At 55.8% G+C, this 20,470-nt stretch carries 13 protein-coding genes; all 13 read right to left on the reverse strand.

Annotated elements, in window-relative coordinates; all coding sequences use genetic code 11:
- Nucleotides 1-507: 507 nt before the first annotated feature.
- Complete coding sequence (locus KK078_RS13530; RefSeq protein WP_254090818.1) at nucleotides 508-2,760, reverse strand: vWA domain-containing protein; 2,253 nt, start codon at nucleotides 2,758-2,760, stop codon at nucleotides 508-510.
- Between the two features lie 81 nt (nucleotides 2,761-2,841).
- On the reverse strand, nucleotides 2,842-4,266 hold the full coding sequence (locus tag KK078_RS13535) for a hypothetical protein (protein WP_254090819.1): 1,425 nt from the start codon (nucleotides 4,264-4,266) through the stop codon (nucleotides 2,842-2,844).
- Nucleotide 4,267: 1 nt separating this feature from the next.
- Entirely contained in the window at nucleotides 4,268-5,875 is a 1,608-nt protein-coding gene (locus tag KK078_RS13540; RefSeq protein ID WP_254090820.1) for a hypothetical protein, read from the reverse strand.
- A gap of 24 nt (nucleotides 5,876-5,899) precedes the next feature.
- Nucleotides 5,900-7,432, reverse strand: coding sequence for a hypothetical protein (locus KK078_RS13545; RefSeq protein WP_254090821.1), 1,533 nt, complete (start codon nucleotides 7,430-7,432; stop codon nucleotides 5,900-5,902).
- Between the two features lie 5 nt (nucleotides 7,433-7,437).
- On the reverse strand, nucleotides 7,438-8,019 hold the full coding sequence (locus KK078_RS13550) for a hypothetical protein (RefSeq protein ID WP_254090822.1): 582 nt from the start codon (nucleotides 8,017-8,019) through the stop codon (nucleotides 7,438-7,440).
- Nucleotides 8,003-9,763, reverse strand: coding sequence for a hypothetical protein (locus tag KK078_RS13555; protein ID WP_254090823.1), 1,761 nt, complete (start codon nucleotides 9,761-9,763; stop codon nucleotides 8,003-8,005). The genes KK078_RS13550 and KK078_RS13555 overlap by 17 nt, the downstream gene beginning before the upstream one ends.
- Nucleotides 9,764-9,804: 41 nt before the next feature.
- On the reverse strand, nucleotides 9,805-11,325 hold the full coding sequence (locus KK078_RS13560; RefSeq protein WP_254090824.1) for a hypothetical protein: 1,521 nt from the start codon (nucleotides 11,323-11,325) through the stop codon (nucleotides 9,805-9,807).
- Nucleotides 11,326-11,336: 11 nt separating this feature from the next.
- The gene (locus KK078_RS13565) at nucleotides 11,337-13,352 is read right to left on the reverse strand and encodes a hypothetical protein (protein ID WP_254090825.1); all 2,016 of its coding nucleotides are present in this window, start codon (nucleotides 13,350-13,352) and stop codon (nucleotides 11,337-11,339) included.
- Nucleotides 13,353-13,412: 60 nt separating this feature from the next.
- The gene (locus KK078_RS13570; RefSeq protein ID WP_254090826.1) at nucleotides 13,413-15,398 is read right to left on the reverse strand and encodes a hypothetical protein; all 1,986 of its coding nucleotides are present in this window, start codon (nucleotides 15,396-15,398) and stop codon (nucleotides 13,413-13,415) included.
- Nucleotides 15,379-16,110, reverse strand: coding sequence for a hypothetical protein (locus KK078_RS13575; RefSeq protein ID WP_254090827.1), 732 nt, complete (start codon nucleotides 16,108-16,110; stop codon nucleotides 15,379-15,381). Before KK078_RS13575 ends, KK078_RS13570 begins: the two co-directional genes overlap by 20 nt.
- The gene (locus KK078_RS13580) at nucleotides 16,107-16,775 is read right to left on the reverse strand and encodes a hypothetical protein (RefSeq protein WP_254090828.1); all 669 of its coding nucleotides are present in this window, start codon (nucleotides 16,773-16,775) and stop codon (nucleotides 16,107-16,109) included. The genes KK078_RS13575 and KK078_RS13580 overlap by 4 nt, the downstream gene beginning before the upstream one ends.
- 5 nt (nucleotides 16,776-16,780) lie before the next feature.
- Nucleotides 16,781-18,502 (reverse strand): hypothetical protein, encoded by a 1,722-nt coding sequence (locus tag KK078_RS13585; RefSeq protein WP_254090829.1) that lies wholly within the window; start codon nucleotides 18,500-18,502, stop codon nucleotides 16,781-16,783.
- Nucleotides 18,503-18,507: 5 nt separating this feature from the next.
- Entirely contained in the window at nucleotides 18,508-20,283 is a 1,776-nt protein-coding gene (locus KK078_RS13590) for a hypothetical protein (protein ID WP_254090830.1), read from the reverse strand.
- Between the last annotated feature and the right edge of the window lie 187 nt (nucleotides 20,284-20,470).

Consider the following 20,470-nt stretch of genomic DNA (forward strand, 5'->3'; position numbering starts at 1 on the left):
GGGTTTTTAATGAACTCACCCCTTTGTCACGCCGGAACGAAAGTGGTTACCGAAACAGTAAAAAAAAGTTGGAACCGTAAAGAGTGCTACGCTGGCCAATAGTACCGTGGAGCGAAGGAATAGTAGGGGCGCAGCCCCTACACATTACCACCTGGCGCGAGTCTTCCGACCGCAGGGACTCATTGCTCGTGCCTCTATGGAAGGAGTCTCCGACTCCTGGACCTTCACACAAATTATTTTCGAGCCTCAATGGTTGGGAAACTGACCTACACAACCAGCCCGAGCGTGAAGCTGACCCTCCTGGGATTAGGCGTAGTGACAGCAATCTTCCACTACATCTTGATCAGCGTTGTCGCACAGATAAGGCAGCGTCTATAGAGCTGCTTTATCTGTGCCGCAACGCTGCCGTAACAGTGCGACAACACTGCCGTATCCCCGGCTTTTGCCCGGCGTTATCGTGAACGTAAGCTCCGCTTGCCGGCGCCAGGCTCAAGCCACGTCTAAGGCTTACCGCCGTTTGCGGCGAATCAGCCAGATCAGGAGAATCAGGAATAAAAGCCCCAGGAGATACCATAACCATTTCGGGAGCTTATGACCACCGTTTTCCAGGTCGGAATAAGGACCGTCGTAATACGATTGCCCTTTGATCGTGATGGTTACTTTCGGGTCATCTTCGGAGATGACCTCTTCCGGCACGACCGCCTCATAGCTGCCGTCGAGCTTGTCGGTCAGGGCAATCGCCTTGCCTTCCAGGAGTATATGCAACTGGCTCAGGCGGTTGGGGCCCAGCAGGCTGCCGAACTTATTTTTAGGAGTGATCTGTAACACCGTCTGCGCATCGACCCGGACGGTACGCACGAGGGTTTTGCTCCGATCTGCTTCGCCAAAGTCGATCACCGCCGTGCGCAGCACAAAGCGTTCATATTCGCCCGCCTGCGGATCGTTGCCCTGCAGACGGAAGATGAATGTATAGATGCCCGACGCCTGCGTATTACTGTAGCTGCCGGTATATTTGCCACCGGCCCCCGTGAGGGATACGGAGTCGATCGTCGGTTGTAATGCCGCCGTGAAAACTTTATCAAAAGCGAGCAGGGCTTCATACTTGGTTTGGCCGGGATCATTACCTTTTTCGATCGGGAAGTCGCGTGGTTCTACCGCGCCCGCCTGGGCGAAAAGATCGTTTACGTCCTGTCCCGGACGCGCCACCCACACGCGTGCATGCGCGCCGTTAAGAGGCTGCCCCTTGTATTGCAATAAAGCCTCCAGCGATACAGCGTCACCCGGCACATACGACTTTTGTCCAAGCGAAGCGCTCACGTCGATGGACTCGTCGTTGACAATGCCCGTTACCTGGTAAAGTCCCGCCGGGCCGGTAATCCGCACCGTCCACTTTCCGGGCAACGTTGCCTGATAACGTCGGATGCGGATTGTGTCCATGATAAACGTGCGATACATCGTGCCGTTGGCCCGTACCAGGGAAGAGAAGTCTTTGCCATCCTTTTCAATCTGTATGCGCGCCTTTGCCAGGATCGCTGGATCGGCCACGATGCGAAGCATGAGCTTATCGGCCGTAGGGTTTGCCACAAAGATCGTCGAAGCCTCTTGTACGAGCTGGATGCGGCGGATGTCGAGCAGCTGCGGACTGAACTGCGCCAGGTTTTCGACAAAGGTTTGACTGAACGACATATCGAGGCTCGCCGGCAGGTTCGTCGTGGTATTGATGGGAAAGGACTCGCCGTCGAAGGCGTTATCCGTCGGTGCATGCGCAATGTTGTCGAGCAAGCCGTTCAGGGCATTGTCGCCGATGCCCACCGTATACGTGCGGAACTTAACGGCAGGCGCTTTCAGGTCTAACGGCAGCGTAGCGGGAAACCCGGTGCCGTCGGGACGCATACCAGAGTCGTTGATCACCATGTTCGTGCCCGGCGCTTCGCTCACCATCGGGTCGGTGTTCTGCATGCCATCGGTAAAGACGATCATGTTGCGCTTGGGATGCATGGGGTCCAGGAAACTATAACCTTCCAATATACCCCCACCGAGACACGTCAGACCCGCCGGTCCTTTCGCATCCATATCGGCCTGCACCGACCCGGTGCCCGTCAGTGGCATCGGCGCCGTGTCATGGTTGAACACGTACATACCGCGCGGCGTCTTAAAATCGTGACGGGCGTCGTCGAAGTACGTAACACCGATCCGGTCGCCACACTCGCCCCAGGCGCGGTAAGCCTCCAGAAAGGCTTGCACCGATTCTTTCAGTACCGCCCACTTGCTCAGGCTACTGCTTCCGGGCACCGTTTGAGACATACTCCCCGACATATCCAGCACCAGTACTACGTCTACCGGTTCGCGAACGGAGCCATTGGCGATCTGTAGAGAGAACTCTTCCGAGATATGATCGCGACACCCCGTACAATTGCTCCCCGCACCGCAATCAAAACAGCTTCCCGATGTGCAGCGGGCTTCCACCTGTAATGTGAAAGTACCCGCGACAGTGGGCTCTCCGGTAATTTTATAGCTCGTCCCCAACGGGGTACCGGTCAGGCCGATATTCGCAAGTGTACCCATGGGATACTCCGCCACGCGTATGATCCAGTCGAAAGAGTCGGTGTTTTGTACACCGGGACCGCTCACCGTGAGGGTCAGCGAATACGAATTACAGATCTCTCCCGCCGGTGGCATGGCAGGCGTGGTGGTGATGCTGTTATCACATTGCGCAAAGGCAGGCTTGCTCCATAGAGATAATAGCACCAGCAGTATCATAACGGTTCCTGTCCTGATGACAGGAAAAAGAGAGGGGTCTTTCCGGGACATGTTGGTTAGGGTTTTTATGTTTCCCACGGACTATTCCTTGGGTATATCAAAATACAGGTAATCGTCTTCACCCACAACGGGATTATTCCCCGTTAAAGTCTTTCCGTCGGAAAAAGTCCACCGTATAGCGCAGGCCACCGGCTGACCACGGTCACACTTAAACGTAGCTTGCTTTAACGGCAGCTCGTCGCCCGCCTGAAAAGTAACAAGTGTAGCCGTCGGCTTCTGGCGGAATGTATACCGCACGATAACGTCCGCACGGCGGATGCCCAGTGTTTCAAATTCTTCGAGCGGTACTTCCAGGTCAACTTCTCGGCGGGCAAACGCATTGGTAGCCGCCGGCGTGGTAATGTCGAGGTGTGTATTCCACGACGGCGCCGTCACCCATTCGGAAACCTGCCGGGTACCTTCGCGGGTATATTCCACGATACGATATTTATAGGGTGCCGTCAGCTTGACCGCATAGGGAAAACGGATCTGGCGTGCCCACAGGTCAGGCTCGCTGCTGAGGAACTTTTGCGCCGGCAAGGTGACCTGCTGCCCACCTACGCCCGTGGCGACAATGTCGATGGCCTTGATGGCCAGGTCGGGGCGCAGATCATCCGTGAAGTCAAAGCAACGAACTTCCAGGGCCGCATAGGCCGGCGGCACACCTTCGTTCAGATCGATCTTCTTTAACACATCGGGCCATTGTTTGGTGTTGATGCGGATGGCAAAGGCATCGGCACGGACGACCGACGACGTAGGTACCGTATCCGTTGTCAGCAAAGGTGTGACGGTTTCCTCAAACGCTTCCGATACCCGGCCATTGTGTTTGACGTCAACATCGCCGGTCCTGGCCGGTAAGAGGTCTGCATAGAATGCATACCCCAGGCTCAACGCCAGCTGATCCTGCTGCACCTGGTCCCACAACAACTGCGCCTCGTGATTCTCCAGCTTGAGCGTAAACGTACGCTCGGTCCAGTAGCCGCTGCGACCGGAAGAGCCTTTGTCACCTTCCGCCTGAAAGCTGCCGTCTTTACCGATGCGACGATAACCGCCCTTTTCCTGCTGCCCACCCACCGGGGCGACGACAAACGCTTCTACATCGCGTATCGGCAACGGTCGCAGATCGATGCGGGTGCCGCCGAGCTGCTGGCGGGCTTGTTGCAGTGCCTCCCGTGGCGCCTCTTCCATCAGTACGGTAAACTGCACGACGTTGGCAAAACGTGCCTCGCCCTGGTTGCCCGTGGCAGCCGTTCCGGTATAGCGCATCTCCAGCAGTTGAAACCGGGGCTTGCCATGCTGCTCGTTTGCCAGTGAGAGGTTGCCCGGCGCATAATAGAACAGGTTCCGGTTTTTAAAGTCCTGGTATATTTCCAGATCGCCGATGGTACGCTTCGTACCGGCAACGGGTTGCGCCCATGCCGCGGCCGTGAGCCAGCACCCCAGGATCGCTGTACATACAATTCGCATGTTATTGGCCATCGGACACCACGGGTTGTACCGGCTCACCGGCCGGAGATGCTACCTCGAAATGTTTGCGGATCATATCCTCTCCTACAATGATGAAAGGATCGGAGGCTTCCACCCATTCGCTCATCAGCGTCTCGCCGTCAGGCTGGATGAGGGCCAGTTGGTATTGATACGACAGGTCGTCTCCTTCGGCAACAAACAATTCACCGCCCGCGAGCGTCTGGTTGTCTTTCGTTACCGTCAAAATGGGAAGTAATACATCCGATGTACCCTTCGGATCACCTTGTTTCGACCGGATCATCAGCTTAAGGCTGTTGGCACCAGAGTACCCGAGGGGCGTTAATACCTGCACTTCAAGACCCTTTACGCGGCTGGTAGAAGTCCCCCCGAGTATCTTCTGTGTGACCTGTTCATTGCACGTTGTACACGGCATGATGCTGTATTCTGCCCAAAGCTTGGTGATGATGTTGCCGCTCAGCACCCGGTCTTTCTCTTCGGCAGTAAAGCCCGAGAACGTATCCTGAGGCTCTACCTCGTATGAGGCCAGCGGTATCCGCTCGATGGTCAGTTCCTTGGAAGCCTTGGTCCGCATCACCACCAGGTCGCGCAACACAACCGGGTAATCGATCGGGTTGAGGAACCCGTTGAGCAAACCGTCGGCCTGGGTATATTCCATTTTGCCAAACGTTTTGTCATCATTGATCTTGAGACGCACCGGCACCGATATAGCCTGGTCGCCCTCGGCGTGGGGCAGGAAGTCGACATTGCCCGACAGACCGATGTTGTTCATCATCGCGCCCACCAGGTCGTCCACACGGCGCTCCATCTTCCACGACACGATGATCGGTTCGAGAAAGTCGGTGGGAACGTTGGTGCTCACACTCTCGGGCTTTACGTCAAAATTGGTCAGCGCGCTGCCAAACGACACCTTGGGGGTATCCCGCAGCGGCAGCGGGCGCAGCCGGATGTCTTTCTTCATCTTTTTGCTCAGCAGCGTTTCCGCCAGGGCAATGTCCTCCTGGCTCACACCCGGCGTAAGCTCGGCCGTAACGATAACCTCACCCCGGCCTTCGGTATCCGCCGACAGGTAGTATACATAAAACGAATACTGGCCCGAGCTGCGGTCCCATTTCATATTATAGCTCCTGGGCAGGTAATAGAAAAAGCCCGCATGAGGGTTCTTGTCCTCATATACCTCGCGAAAGATGTTGAGCTTGTCGAGGAAATATTCAAAACCATTGCCGCCCAGCAATATCGACACGTCTTTACCCAGCGTCAGGTTGGGCCCTTGTACATCCGTGTTGGTGGGCGTGGCTGCGCCCGGTTGTGGCGTTAACGGTTTATAGGGTAAGATAAACATTTGACTGGGCTGCAATTTTGTATTGGTGACCCATTGCTTTCGGTTGTCTTTCACGGCCGTCTTTGTCGCCGGCACGGCGCGGATGATGCGGATGGGTTTCCTCCGCGAGGTGTCGGCGGTTACCGCCGGAGCAGTTTTGACAGGCGTCGTCGTGCGCATCGTCTTGATCCGGTTTATTTGCTGACCCGTGGCGGCCGTAGCCGCCAGGATCAACAAGCCCGGCAGGAAGGTTCTATATATGCGGTTCATCAGAGTATCCGTTAGGAAGGTTGTTTACTTAAAGTGACTGATCATTTCTTTTACCTGGCTGGTACCGATCACGATATCCAGGTCGCTGGCTTTCTTCCATTGGTCGGACTCGTAACGCGTGCCGTCGGGCATGAACACCTGCAGCATGTATTCAAAGTCAGGCGAGGCGCCGTCAGGCACAAAGATCTGGCCGCCCGACAGCGTGGTGTTGTCTTTGGTGATCGTCAGCGTGGGCAGGTCCGCTTTCGACAGACCGTTGGGATCTGCCTGGAACGAACGGATGCGGACCTTGAGCAATTGGGCGGCGGTAAACTCCAGCGGGGTCAGCACCGTCAGCTCGATGTTGCGTACCCGGCTGCTGCTGGTGCCTTTGATGATCTTTTCCTTTACCGTACCGTTACACGCCACGCAAGGCTTGACCGTATAGTCCATCCACATCTTGACCACGCCGGCATCCTGGTCGATCCACGTAGGCACGCGCGAGGCATCGAACCGCACCCGGGCTTGCTCGGGCACCTCCGGGTCGCCCGTCTGCCAGGTATAGATCTTGAAATTACCCGAAGGTTCTTTTCTGAGCACATTGAAGTGCGTGAGCACCACCGGGAAATCGGTTTTATTTTGCCAGCCGGTACGCCAGTTCTCCGCCTGGAGCTCAAACCGTCCGAAGGTGCCCGGGTCGTCGATCTTGAGATTGAACGGTATGCGGATAGACGCGGGCATCCCCTCGCCTGCCGGGTAAATGATCACGTCGCCATACAACCCGATGTTATTGAAGAACATGCCCATCAGGTCGTCGATCCGGCTCGTGGTGAACGAGATATAGATAGGATCCATCAGGTCTGACGGCGCGCGGATGGAAATGTCCTTCGATTCTACGTCGAACTGGCCCAGGTTGGAGAATGCGATCTCCGGTGCCTGCGCCATCGGCATGGCGATGAGATCGGTAACACCGTGCGGCGCCTCGGGCTTACCTTTGATGTTGCCCTGCACAAGCTCTCGCACAAACTTCAGCTCGTGGCTGCTGGTCCTGGGCTTGAGTATAGCCGTGACCGTGGTCTCACCCCGGCCGTTGGCATTGGCCGCGCTGTACGTGGCGTTGAAGTCATACTTGCCGGTGCCGGCCGTCCAGCTGAGGTTGTACGATGCGGGCAGGAAGTAATAATACCCCGCCTGCAGGTTGGCATCGCGGTATACCGTGTTGAACACGTGCAGCACATCGGGCGCGTTAAACTCCCGGTCGGCATCGATCTGGCTCGTGAGGAAGAACGGAATATTGGCCGGGCCACGGCGTTCTTTCGAAGGCTCTTTGAGATTGTCCTGCGGCAACTGCGGTAGGTTGGGATTCAGCGGACCCGAGGGTTGCTGGGAAGGCGGTTTCGGTGGGTCAGGCAGCGACTTGACCGGCGGGTGAGCTTCCTTATAACCCCGCTTGGGTGTGATCGTTACCTTCTTGGTGGCCGAGCGCTCCGCCTTTATCTGCGCCGCAGCCGGTAGCGTGGCCGTAAGCAGCAGCACGCCGAGCAGACAGCGCAGGCTGATCGTGGTATGTCGTTTCATAACATTTACGGTTTAAGGGTGGCCGCCGATTTAAAGGGCATCAATACCACCGGGATGACCATGGAGGCACTCCCGCTCACACGCCATTTCTTTTGAAAGGCATAGACCGTGTTGTCGCCCAACACGTCGTCACCCAGGTCGAGGCTACCGAGGATCCCTTCTTTCTTCGCCAGCGTCAGCGAAACAAAGTGCGTCTCCAGCAAGCCGCTTTTATAGGCAGCGTTACCTTGCTTGAATTGAAACTTCAGCTCGGCCGTGCCGTCACCGGCGGGTAGCTTGCGGGGTTCGCAGACAAAGTCCGCCAGGGGCTTCTTGAGCTTGTTGAGCACGGCTCCGCTGAGCGACGTAGCATCGCCCTCGATGCCCTTTACGCTCACCTGCAGGGTGATACTCTGCTCGGTGTTCGCCACCACTTTCACCGCCGTGATACCGGATGCGTTGCCACCGAACAGAGAGCCAAGCGCCGTGGACGTATCGTCCACGGGCTTTAGCTCCTGCTCCTGGGCCACGGCTGCGTGCATGGCCATCGTGATAAACACCAGGAACAACCCAAGTACACGCACAAAGGATCTACAACACTTTTGCATCGGCGGGGATTTCATCGACATAGATCAGGGCATCCGAAGACTTCTTGCGACCGGAGGACAACGTCTTGCTGCCCATCAATCGCCAAACGATCTCGTATTCATAATCATAGCTACCGCGTTTGAGCATAAACTCGGCCAGCGCGGCAGGCACTTGCTCGGTGCCCTTGATCGTTACCTGTTCTTCTTTCATACCGGCACCGTAATCATAATAGAACTTGACGGTGGCCAGGCGGATCTTCGCTTCCTGCAGCAGCTTGGGGTCGGCTTCGATGCTCACCGACACCGGGTGGAACGGCGGCGCCAGGTTCAGACCCAATTGATCGGACTTCATCCAGTCCTGTTGCACGGTATGATCGCCGAAGAAGCTCCACTTGGTTTGAAATTCGTATACCAGCCATTTATCGCGATCGTTATCCGATTGGTCTTTCCAGCCGTAGAGCAGGCGGAACGGATTGCCCAGCGCTTCTTTAAATTCTTTCTCGGCAATACGCAGCTCGTCGTACGTCACGGCACCGTTGCCGTGCGTCTTCTTCATGCTGACCGTTACAAAATTGATATACTTGCTGAACTGGTCGGAGTTCAAACCGTCGACCGACACGAGCAGCTCGCGCTGTTTGTAGAACGGATCATCCAGGTTCACCGAGCGGAAACAATCCTTGCATTGGGCCACATCGCTGCCCAAGTTTTCGTCAAAACGAAAGTTGATGGTCTCCATCGTAGCCTTGCTCAGGTCGATGACATAGTGGCCTGACTTCTTTTGCTGCTTCATCTCGTACGCAAAATTGAGACTGACCACCGTGGCGCTTTGCTGAATCCCCTTCGCGATGGTATTGATGCCGCTCGCAATCTGCTCGACCGTGGATTCTTCACCGCCGGGTGGCATGGAGAACGGCGCAAACATCATGTCGAGGATCTTTTTGTAGGCTGCGTCCAACATCGCTTCCATCTTGTCGTCGGCGCCCATGTTGATAACCTTGATCGTACCGTCTTCGCGCAGCTCGTCGAAGGCCGCTTTGATATCGACGCCCAGCGCGATATAGGGGTTGCCACCGATGTTCACACCGGCACTGAACTCCTCATGTTTGTATACTTTGTCCCAGTCTACTTCCACACGCGCCTGCATGGGCGAGCGGTAGCCGGCAAAGTCCATGACAAAGGAGAAGCTCAGGTCGGGTGTGGGGGTCTTGCACGACTCCCACAGGATCTTGGCCCCCAGCTTCGTGAGTCGGATCGAGCAGGCTGCCTTGTTGCCCACAAATACAGGAGCCCGCCCGACACCGACAACCTTCTTGGTGAAATCCGATCCTTCTTCTGCGAAAGAGGAGATCAACGCGAAGGTGCCACCTTTATAGACAATTGGACCAACGATTACAGCATCTTTGTTTTTAGTCTTGCTACGCAGCACACTTTGTGCCCGCGAGATCTCGGACTCCGGCACGCTGAGCTCGACCAGCGCGTGTACAACGCCGCCGCCGTCGCCCTCGATCACCTGGTCGGTGCCGGGCTTGGTCTTGACGTTTTGCACATAGCGCAGGAACGAGAACTGCGGCAGACCGGAGAGCGTCTCGCCCAGCCGGAGCTTGTTCGGCAGGTAATAATATTTGGTCGAGTCTGTGATGTGTGGAAACACCAGCAGCTCACCCGCCTGGATAGGCTGATCGATAAAGATCGGCTGCCCCAGGGCGGTGTGGCCGGTAAGCCACCCCGCTGCGAAGAGCAGAAAGTATATGATTTTTGTTTTCATCGGAATATCGTTTTATGCGTGCGAGGGAAATATCACAGCGGTTAGCGGAGTATGCGGCTGGAGTCCGTAAAGTAGTTTCTGACCTCGGTCACCGCGCGGGCAAAATCAATCGCGCCGGTACCCACACAGTTAGGTCCGCCCAGGTGTGGACATGCCAGTGCCTTGACGGCGGCCCGGTGCGTAAAGTACTGCGTAACGGCTTGTGGCGGCGCCGCCGTTACCACCGAGCTGCTAAACCTGGTCCTGAGTTCGGCATCGCTTATATCGAAGTGAGTTACGATGTCGTACAGCGCATACGCAAACATGCTGGACACCAGGCGGTGGTTCGTCTCGGCAGCTCTGCCGGCGGCCGTGCGGGCATACGCTTCCAACTCGTTGGCCAGGGCCGTAGCAAAGACGCCGGGATAGCGCAGCCGGTTGTTGGGCGGTGTCATAACCTGGGCGGCACGCATCATGACATCAAATGCCTCCGTGCGGGTAGGCAGCGCCTGGTCGAAGAAGAACCACCCATATGCCTGGAACATCATCTCGTTGTAGAATACATACTTGCCCGGCACATCCAGCCAGCGGTAACTTCTCAGCTCGTAGCGTGCACCGGTCTGAATATAGCTGTTCACAAGTGTGATCCTGCTGCGGTGTGGTGGAGTCACTTCGCGGTTTTCGGGAATGGTTGTCGTGAACTCCATTACGTGCGGTCTGTCCCACATGTCAGGCACGCCGGTTAAAAAGGAATGGCTGCCCAGGAAGAAACGCGAGTCGTTCCGATTGAGCCAGCTCAACAAATTACTGCGTCCGTTGGTGTGACGTTCAAGTCCCCAGAACGTAGCAAGACCTTCATCCAGCGCCGACTGCTCGTCGGCCTGCAGCTCATCGCCCCAATGTCCTTTGTCTCCACCATACGACACTGCAAGGCCATTTGTACCCCATTTGTTGCGAACGATTTGGTTGGCAGCATTGTACTCGAGCGCAAACTGGGTGTGAGAAAATTCGTGCACCACGGTTTTATACCACGCCCACCAATCCGGAGAAGATGTGCCCATGATGTGATTAGCCGCCAGCTCGCCCAGCATCACCCAGCCTTTGTACACACGGGTTGTGTGGTTTCGCTCGCTGCTGGCGCACGGCCAGACGCCGTAGAGCGAACCGATCTTGTCACGACATTTGCAGGGACCTGGGGCCGCGATGCCGGCATGGTCGTCATACAGATTGACCTCGACGGTGTCGACCAGGCCATTCGACATATTGCGAAGCTGCATCAACCGGCGACGGAGAATAGAGCTGGTGTTGGTCAGCGAGTCGTAGGTTTGCACGATCTTCAGGCCGGCGAAAGCACTTCGGAAGATCGGTGCGGTTTGATTGTCGAGCACGACGTGCGAGAAACCGTACGAGGTCGCGCCGCAGTTCGAAGGCTGTATGTAGGAAGCCGTAGCGCCCGTGAAGTTTGCCGTCATCGCGGCGGTAGGCGCATGAAAATAAACAATGATTTGCTGCGCCAGCAAGGCCGGCACGATGCCGGCGGTGAATGCAAGCGCAAGGGCTATAGTTCTGATATGCTTTTTCATAGACAAGAGCGTTATAGATTGTCGGCAAAGATGAGCGAGCTCGTACCCGGCAGCTTGCCTGAGCTGACGGTCTTACCCGTCTTGAGAATCCAGTTGATTTCGTATTCGTAGGCCAGCGCTTGCGCCGGCATGAGCAGGTCGATCTGCCCCGAGAGTGTCTTCTTCGGATCGAGACGGAAGTTGCGCACCTGCTCCTTTCCGCCCAGGGTATAGGTAACCTTTACCTCGGCCGAGCGCACGCCCTTTTCCTCGAATACCGCCGGGTCGGCCTCGATGTCGACCATCTTGCGCACATAGGGCGACGAAACAGGCACAGAGCCCATGCTGGACGTAACCCAGGGAGATTCTTCGGTAAAGCCGCCGAAGTAATTCCAAACAACCTTATAGTCGTAGTCGAGCCATTTCAGCCGATCAGCGTCGTTCTTCCAGCCGTAGATCACCTTGAAGGTGTTGCCGGTGGTATTGAAGTTCGTTTTATCAATACGGATCTCCTGGTTCGTTACGTCTCCGCCTTCGTGCTTCTTGCGGATAGTAACGTTGGCAAAATTGATATACTTGCCGAAGTCCTCGGAGTTGAAGCCGTCGAGGTAGGCAAAAACATCACGCTGTACATACAGCGGGTCTTCCAGGTTGGCTTCGCGGAAACAGTCCGTGCATTTGATCTGCCCGAAGTTTTCGTCAAACCGCAGCACCAGGTTGTCGACGGTATATTTGTTCAGGTCGATGCTGAAGTTGCCGGACTGGTGGATCTTCTTCATCTGGTAGCTCGCCATGATCGAGATTGACGGCACGTCCACCTCCGGAATGTCGGCTGGCTGGCTGACGGCGCTGCTGCCGGTATAGCCCTGGCTTACATCCATCGCCCGGCGGGGGCCGATCCGGACGTCGTCGCGCAAGGACGCGTCTGTCCCCCCCGTAGTTGTACTTCCGGTAGTGGATGCCGTTGTCGTACTCCCCGTGCTGGTCGTAGACGTCGTCCCGCCGGTGGTAGTCGTTGTACCGTTGCCGGTATTGCCGGTGCTGGAGGAAGCGCTGTTGCGCCGGTCGGCATTTGCACGATTTTCCGCACGGACGGCCGCGTTCTGTGTGCGTGCGCTGTTACGCTCTTCATTCAATCGCGTTGTGGCTCGGTCCAGCAGGCTCGCGCCGCCCACACCGGTCGATGCGCCCAGCTGGCTCAGGCTCGGTGAGCCCGTGCCGCCCGCGGGATCGAACATCATCGATGTGAGTTTATTGTACGCCGTCTCGAGTGCCTTTTCCAGGTCTTCGTCCTCGCCGTATTGCTCAACCTTGATGGCGCCGCTCTTGCGCAGGTCTTCAAACGTAGCATTGATCTCCCCCGCCAGCAGCACCGGCCCGGTCATAGAGGCGGCTGCCTGAAAGGTCGATGCTTCATACATCTGATCGAAGTTCGCTTCGATCTTGACCCGCTTTGGCGAGCGATAGCCTTGCATGGTCATTTCAAACGACACGCTCATATCCGGCGTCGGTGTTTTGAAAGATTCCCACAGGATCTTCGCGCCCTGTTTATTCAACAACACAGAGATCGCTGCCTGGTGCCCGTCGAGTATAGGTGCCTTGCCCACGCCAAGTACCTGTTTGGTGAACTCACCGTCTTTGTTGGCGATCGACGAGATCAGGGCGATCGTACCATCGGTAAACAGTATAGGGCCTTTCAACACCGCGCCGGGCTTGATGCGTTGCAGCTCGCGCTCTGCCAGCCGGCGGTGCTCTTCGGTTACTTCCAGCACCACGACAGCATGCACCAGTCCACCCCCGTCGCCTTCCTTGTTCGCGGCGTTATTGTCGACGTATTTCAGGAATGAGAATTTAGGCTTACCGTTGGCAGCCGTCGCAATGCGCGGCTTATCGGTAACGTAATAGTACGAGTTCTTATCCGCCACATCCGGGAACACGGTCAGCGGCCCGGCCTTGATCGGTTCGTCCAGCATTACCTTCTGGCTATGGGCAGTTTGGACGCCCAGCAGGGTAAGGACAGTTATACATACACAGAAGATCCATTTCATATACTTGGGTTTTTGAGTTAGAGAGCGGGCGCCGCCCACAGCCAGCGCCCGTGAGTCCGGTCAATTCTTAACGGTATCGAATATTTCCTTGAAGCCGTCCAGCACTTTGTCTACTTTATTCACTTCACCGTCTTTGGGCGAAAGAATGGTTTTACCCAGTTCCACAGCTTGCTTGAATATTTCTGATTCTTTGTCGCGCAGCGCGTCGGGGATCACCGCAAACACATAGTCGTCGTTGATCTTGGCTTCCCAGGGCAACACACACTTCTCACCGGTCTTCGGCGTCAGGATCAGGCGGTATACATAGCCACGGGTGTCTTTGTCTGTGTAGATCGTCTTTTCGATCAATGACTGGCCCTTTGAAACGGTCAGCGGGATATTCGTCTCCACTTCTTTGCCAAACTTCTGGTACCGCACTTGCAGCGTAGCCCGGGGAATACCCATCTCCTGCATCTGGGTCAGGTCACCTTCAAACTGGATCGTACGCGGAGATACCGGTGCGGTCAGGTTGATGCCTTTCCAGTCGCCTTTCTCCCACTTCGGATCGGTCGGGTAGATATTGCCCTTCAGGTTCCAGCTGGTGCGGTACTCGTACACGTCCGGGTTTTTATCTTCGCCGCGGGCATAGGTCAGGCTGGCGAGCGTGCCCTTTGTCAGGGTGGTTTTATCGATGGTAATAGCGTCCTGGAAGTCGTTGCCGCTGCTGCGCTTCTTGCGAATGTCGACCGACACGGCGTTTACCTCGTCGCCAAACATCTGCTCAGCCTGGCCGTCGAGGATCAGGTGTATTTCGCGGTGCTGAAAGAACGGATCGTTCAGGTTCACCGACGTTACGCATTTGGCGTTGTGTTTCACGCCGTCATACCACGAGGCCAGGTTTTCGGTAAGGATGGTTTCGTGTACTACCGGAATGCGCAGCTTGAGGCTGTACGTCTCGACGCCTATTTTTGTCTTGGTTTCAATACGCTTGGTATTGAAGGTGTATTTATACAGGTCTTCCGACGGCTGGTAGCGTTCACCCGGCGCAGGGCTCGTCGCCGCCTTGCCTTCTTCGGGTTCAGAAAAATCCTTTTCTGCTACCGACGACAGGAAGTATTCCATAAAGGCATCGGTTACCTCTTTTGCAATGGGGTTATCAGGTTTCAGCTGGTCCAGCTTGATCACCACAGCCTTATTTTTCATCAGGAAGCTGACCAGCGAATCCTTTTCCGTGTCCGTGATCTCATCATCCTTCAAGCTGTTGCTGAACGGCATCGTGTCGTCGTCTTTGTCCTTGTGCGTATACTCACGGCTATATTCATGGTACAGGCGGCTGATCTCCGTCCAGTTGACCGTGATAACACCATCGACGGCTGGGGTTAATACCTCATAGGCAAAACGCAGGTTGAGGGACACGTCCGTGATGGAACGGGCCTTCTCGAAGGTTGCCGCCAGCAGCTGTGCACCGTTCTTTTCCAGGATCGCCGCCACAGCCATCTTAGCACCCGGCACCGGGGCCGCTTTACCCGTCGTAACCATGTTGGGCGTAAACTTCTCATTGGTCAGCGTACCCGATATAATGCGGAAAGTCTCGCCTTCTATATCCGACTTTAACGTAACCGGCCCGATCACCTTGGGATTCTTTACTTGCGAATATTTCGGGTTTACCCCTTTCAGATCACCGATCTTTTGAGCGATCTTCTGTTGCAGCTCTTTTTCCTGCGCCGGTGTCAGCCCCCATTCCATCAGAAAATGCATGAGAGCGCCCTGCACGCCGCCGGCAGCCACCGTTTCTTCCGTGGTATACTTCACAAAGATGAACTCGGGCGTACCGTCGTCTTTTTTGGAAAGCCGCAGGTTCGTGGGCAGGTAATAATACTCGTTCGAGAAAAGGTTGTAGTTCGCGCTCGACGCCGTGTTGGCGCGGCCGTAGCAGATCACCTGGAGTCCGTCAGATAGGGTAATGCCTACCTTGTTCTCAGAGTCGAGAACCTGACAGAAGCCAGTCAGGCATGCTGATAGGAGGAATCCGATCAGCACGAAACAATTAATCATTGGTCTTTTCATGGTGTGTAGATTGATTAAATAATACAGAGTTGATGATACGCTCCTGGACGAACGATTTACCGACCTCGTCGCCGGCAGCCTTCATGATCTGTACCGGCAGTTGCGCGACGACGGTCTTATAAAACTCGTTGGGGGTCGACGACCAGGTGAACGGTATATATTCTTTAGCTTCCAGGTTGGTATGGAGCAAACGGTTCAAACACAGCAGCACGAAGTCCGTGCAGTTGTACTCCCGGGAATTGAAATACGGCCGCTCAACCTGGATGCCGGCCGCTATCTCTTTCAGACGCGCGTCCAGGGTCGGGCTGGTACGCAGGCGTACCAGCGCATCGCACGGATAGTCATAGCTGTGCGGTAAGCCGCGGGAGAGGAAATAGTCTGCCGTAATGCGCGGCTCTGACGACGAGCGCGGCAGCGTAAAGTAACGCGATGCCAGGTTGTCGGCATGCTCGTCCCAACGGATCTCAGCCGGTCCCCACAGGTCGAAGTAGGTCAGCGACAACGTGCGGACGGTATCGTTGCAGGTGGTCTTGACGTGGTTGATCACTGTGTCGCGCACAACGATCGTATAGTTGTCGACCGCTAGGCCAACGTGGCCGGTGTGCCCGTCGTGCGTGGTATAGATCACGAGGTAAATGTCCGTGGGCTTGGCGGCCACCGGGCTGATGGTTACGACAAACAGCATGCAGAGCAGAAGGCGCATCGTATTCATGGCGTTACCGTTAGTTGTTTCAGAATGGTCTTAAAAGGCAATTGCAAGGTTACCGGGCGGTCGAGCACGGAGCCACGCGTGGACCGCAGGGCATAGTAGTAGGTCACAGCCAGCATGGCGGTGACACCCTCCGGTTCGCGCAGGCAACGCTTGAACTCCTGGACCCCGTCCGCATCAAACCGGAAGGACAGTGCCATCCGGGCGCCGGGCGTGGTCGGCGGCACGTGCGCCCGCTGTACACTGCGGGTTAACAGTGTGCTCAGGTTGTCCTTTCCCACAATACGTATCCCCTCTTCGGCGGCGCGCACCACGGCCGGACCAGACAATACCGCCAGGGAATCGTACCGTTTGCGCAACGTAGCCTGTACGCTGTCTTCACCATGGGCGGGTAAACCCCAGTCGGTCAATACGTGGAATATACCCCCCGCCGGCGAGCCCCCCTCCTGTTCCCAGGATATGAAGGAGGCTTCCAACACGTGCGTGTCGTGACGTTGTGAAACGTGCAGCGCCGGCGGCAGGTAGTAGTAGCAGTGCGCGCAGTCGGCCATGGCATATACCACCACCGTGGTGCCCTTGACCGGTATTGCCACGCGGGAGGACTCTTCCAATAGCTGGCCGCGTAACGACAAAGGCAAAAACAGGAATATGATCAGGCCGGTCTTCATGACGCTTAGTTGTTTACCGGGATTTCGTCGATGAGAATGACACCGTATTCGTCTTCGCCGCTGACGGCGACTTTCTTACCTTCCTTATAGATCCAGGTCACCTTGTAGTTGACCTTATCCGTACCGAGGGGCAGGATGGCCTCCAGGCTATAGTCTTCATTATCTTTACCGGGCTTCCCCGGTTTGATGGTCATGCGGTCTTTGCGGGTGTTGCCAAAGAAAGGGTATTCAATGTCCACCGCCACGGCTACGATCCCGGCCTTCTGCAGCGCGATCATATCCCCCATCAGGTCGATGCGGCGATACTTGTAGGGCGTGTGCAGGTTGATGACCGGAGTATTGGCCGACACCCACCCCGTGCTGTAGCTGCCGTCGCGCTTGAAATGCCACTGGGTGTTGTAATCGTACTGTAACCAGTCCGTGCGGTTGGCGTCGCTCTTGTTGAGGTAGATCATTTTGGCGTTGCCCGTATAATCTTTCAATGAAGCCTGGCTGAGGAACATTTCCCGCAAGGTCTCGTCGCCGTTCTGGTGGCGTTTGCGCAGCGTCACACTCACGCTGTTGATCATATTCTCGAACTCGTCGCGAATGCTGCCGTCGAGGTTTACCAGCACCTCGCGCTGTTGATACGTGGGGTCGTCAATGGCCGCCTTGCGAAAGATGCGCGCGTCCGCACCGTATCGTTTGTGCAGGTCGCCGATGTTGAAGGTCAGCAGGTGATGGCGAGATACCAACTTGCGGCTGTTGATCTGCACCACGGTCTTGCCGCTGGTGCGGATGGTTTGTTTCTTATATATATCCGATCCCCCGACGAGGCTGCCCAACAGTCCACGGCTGCCGAAGATCTCATCCAGTACACCGCGGGTCTTTTCGGGCGGAATAGAGTCGGGACGTACGGGGTCGAACATGAGCTTGAGCAGCCGGTCATAGGCCACGGTAAGCAGATCAGACGCAATGCTGTCCTTGCCATACGACTCCATGCGAATGGCGCCGTTCTGCACCAGCGAACCGAAAGTCTTTTCCACGTCGCGGCTGTAAAAGATCGCGTCGACGCTCTCATGCGCATATTCACTGTGTTGTACCTGTGACCAGTCCACCACCAGCTGGCCGTTGTATGCGCTCGTCAGGCCTGAAAACTCGAGGTCGAACGTAATAGAAATGTCCGGCGTGTTCATTTTGAAGCTCTCCATCAGCAGCTGTGCCTTGAGCGGCTCCACGAGGAAAGAAAAGGCTACTTTGGAATTCTGAAATACCGGGGCGATGCCCGTGCCGATCAGCTCCTTCTGTTCCTTACCGTCCACGAGCAGGCTGGATACCAGCATAAACTTGCCCGCGTTGATCTCTACCGGGCCGGTCAGGACCAGCTCACGGCGTTTCAGCTTTCGCCGCAGCTCGTTCTCGGCTTTGCGTACCTGGTCCTCGGGCGTATCATACAGCACCAGGAAGTGGATCAGCGCGCCGCCACTCGCTTCGGTGATCGCGCTGCTCGTCGCCGGGCCGTCGGTCTTTACCATAGCATACTGCAGGAACGAGAACTCCGGCAGGTCGTTGGCACCGGTCGCAAGCCGCCCGCGCGACGGCAGGTACTTGAAGGTGAGACTATCGCCATAGACCGGGAAGCATATCAGTCCCGCGGCTTCGACATATTCTTCGATCAATACCGGCTGAGCAACCAGTCGCAGGGATGTCATGCCTGCCAGCAAGAGTATAAAGCCAATCTTTTTCATGGTATTTATTTCATATCCGGGGGTATCAGAAAGAGGAAGTCGTCGGCCAGGACCCTGAGGTCGTCTTCCACGGTCTTTTTTGTAGAATACCAGTTCACCTGGTAGACGATCGGCTGACCGGGGTCGTGGTATATGGTTACCTTGGGCGGCTCGGCATCGCTGTTCCGCAATACCAGCATTTTGCCTTTGTAGGGCCGCCCGAATAAGATCGAAGCGAATCGCACGCGAATGGTCTGTATCTTGTGCTCGTCCAGCAGTTGTTTGTTAACCCCCAGCTCGATCGTGGTCTGTTGCAAGGGCGGCTGTATCGATACCGACGGCAGGTCCGTTGAAAGCCAGCCCGAAGCGGGCGTCGTCACCATACTGTCGATGCCGATGAACTTCCATCCCACTTTGTATTTATAGTGCAACCACCCGTTGGTCCGGTCGCCAAGACGCTGGTAGGTCAGAGACTTGATGACGTTGCCCGAGTCGATGGCCGTCTTGTTGAACTGCACCACCCCGTTGTAGCTGTTGGCGCTCGTATCCGGATAATCTTTCTGTACCAGCACAGATGCCTGGTCGATAATGTCGCCAAAGGCATGGGTAAAAGCACCGTCGATCTGAAAATGGATGTCGCGCTGCTGAAAATCAGGGTCGTTCATGTCGACAATGCGGAAGTAACGTTTGTCATCCTTAAAGGCATCGTAAAAGCCGCGAATGTTACCGGCAGAGTATACCGGCACTTTAATGACCGTGGACTGTGTCATGTCCAGGGTGAAGTGAAAGCTGCGAACCTCCTTTTTGGATTTTAAAACCAGCTGGTCGTCGGGAATATACTGTTGGGTGCCGTCACCGGCGAAGAAGCGAACAAAGGCGCCACGCTGGTAGCGTTCCTTGAGGTCAGACGGCTGTGCAGCCGTAGCGGTAGCCGGCGCCTTGGCCCAACCGGCATTGACATCAAACATGGTGTCGATCACCCGCTCGGTAATGATATTGAGAATGTTCTGGTATACTTCGCTTTTGATGTCGAGACCGGCCGTCATGTCGGCGACGTCGATGGTAATCGCGCCGGACTGACACAGGCTGTCGAGTACGTGCGTGGCCTGCCGGCGGCTGAAGCCCGATTGTTTGTTTTGGAACGAGCTGAAGTGATTGTATACCAGTTCCAGGTCCGCATTCACCCGCGCTTTATAGGCTTTGATCTTGGCCCGGAAGTATCCTTCCACCACCACGGATACATCGGAAGTTGCATTGCTGAATGATTCCCACAACAGGGTAGCACCTTCCGGCGGCAGGTGCGCCGCGATGGCTGCCCTCGAATCGGGCAGGAACGGTGCACTGCCGGAAGTGATCACCCGGGCAGTAAAGGGATTATCACCGCCGGGGTTGAGTATGGTGGATACAATGCGGAAGCCCGGGGCTGTTTCACGGTCGTCGTATTCCTGCATCGGCACCGCGCCCATTAACGACGCCTTGGGGAATCTCTCCCGTAATTTCTTTTCTAGCAAACGCGTCTCGTTCGGAGAAAGGGAGAATTGCACGAGCACATGAAACAGCCCGCCTGAGCTCTCGCGTGTCCCCCCGGTGTACTTGATACACGAAAACTCAAAGTCGCCGTTCTCGAGTACCGACACCCGTGGGTAAGGCGGTATGTAATAGTATGCATTACTGTTCTCGCTGTCCTGCAACAGCTGGATGCCATTGATCTCGATCCTGCCTTCGTCGTACTTGACGATGGCCGATGCCGTGAGCACCGGGATAAGACAATACACCGCGACACATACCAGTAGTCTAGTCATATACAAAGGGGTTAAAGGGATTTCCTTTTTATATTCAATGGCTTTGTCCGGTCTGCGGGCAAGTGGTTACCGGAAAAGAGAAATATTTTTTTACTTCCTTTAAATATCTTTTTCAATCGCCAGGCGACAGAAAATAAAAATGGTTTTTAGGAGAACCTTTTGTTATTTTGATGAACAAAGGAATATT

Source organism: Dawidia soli, from assembly GCF_018598185.1.
Lineage (GTDB): Bacteria > Bacteroidota > Bacteroidia > Cytophagales > Cyclobacteriaceae > Ohtaekwangia > Ohtaekwangia soli.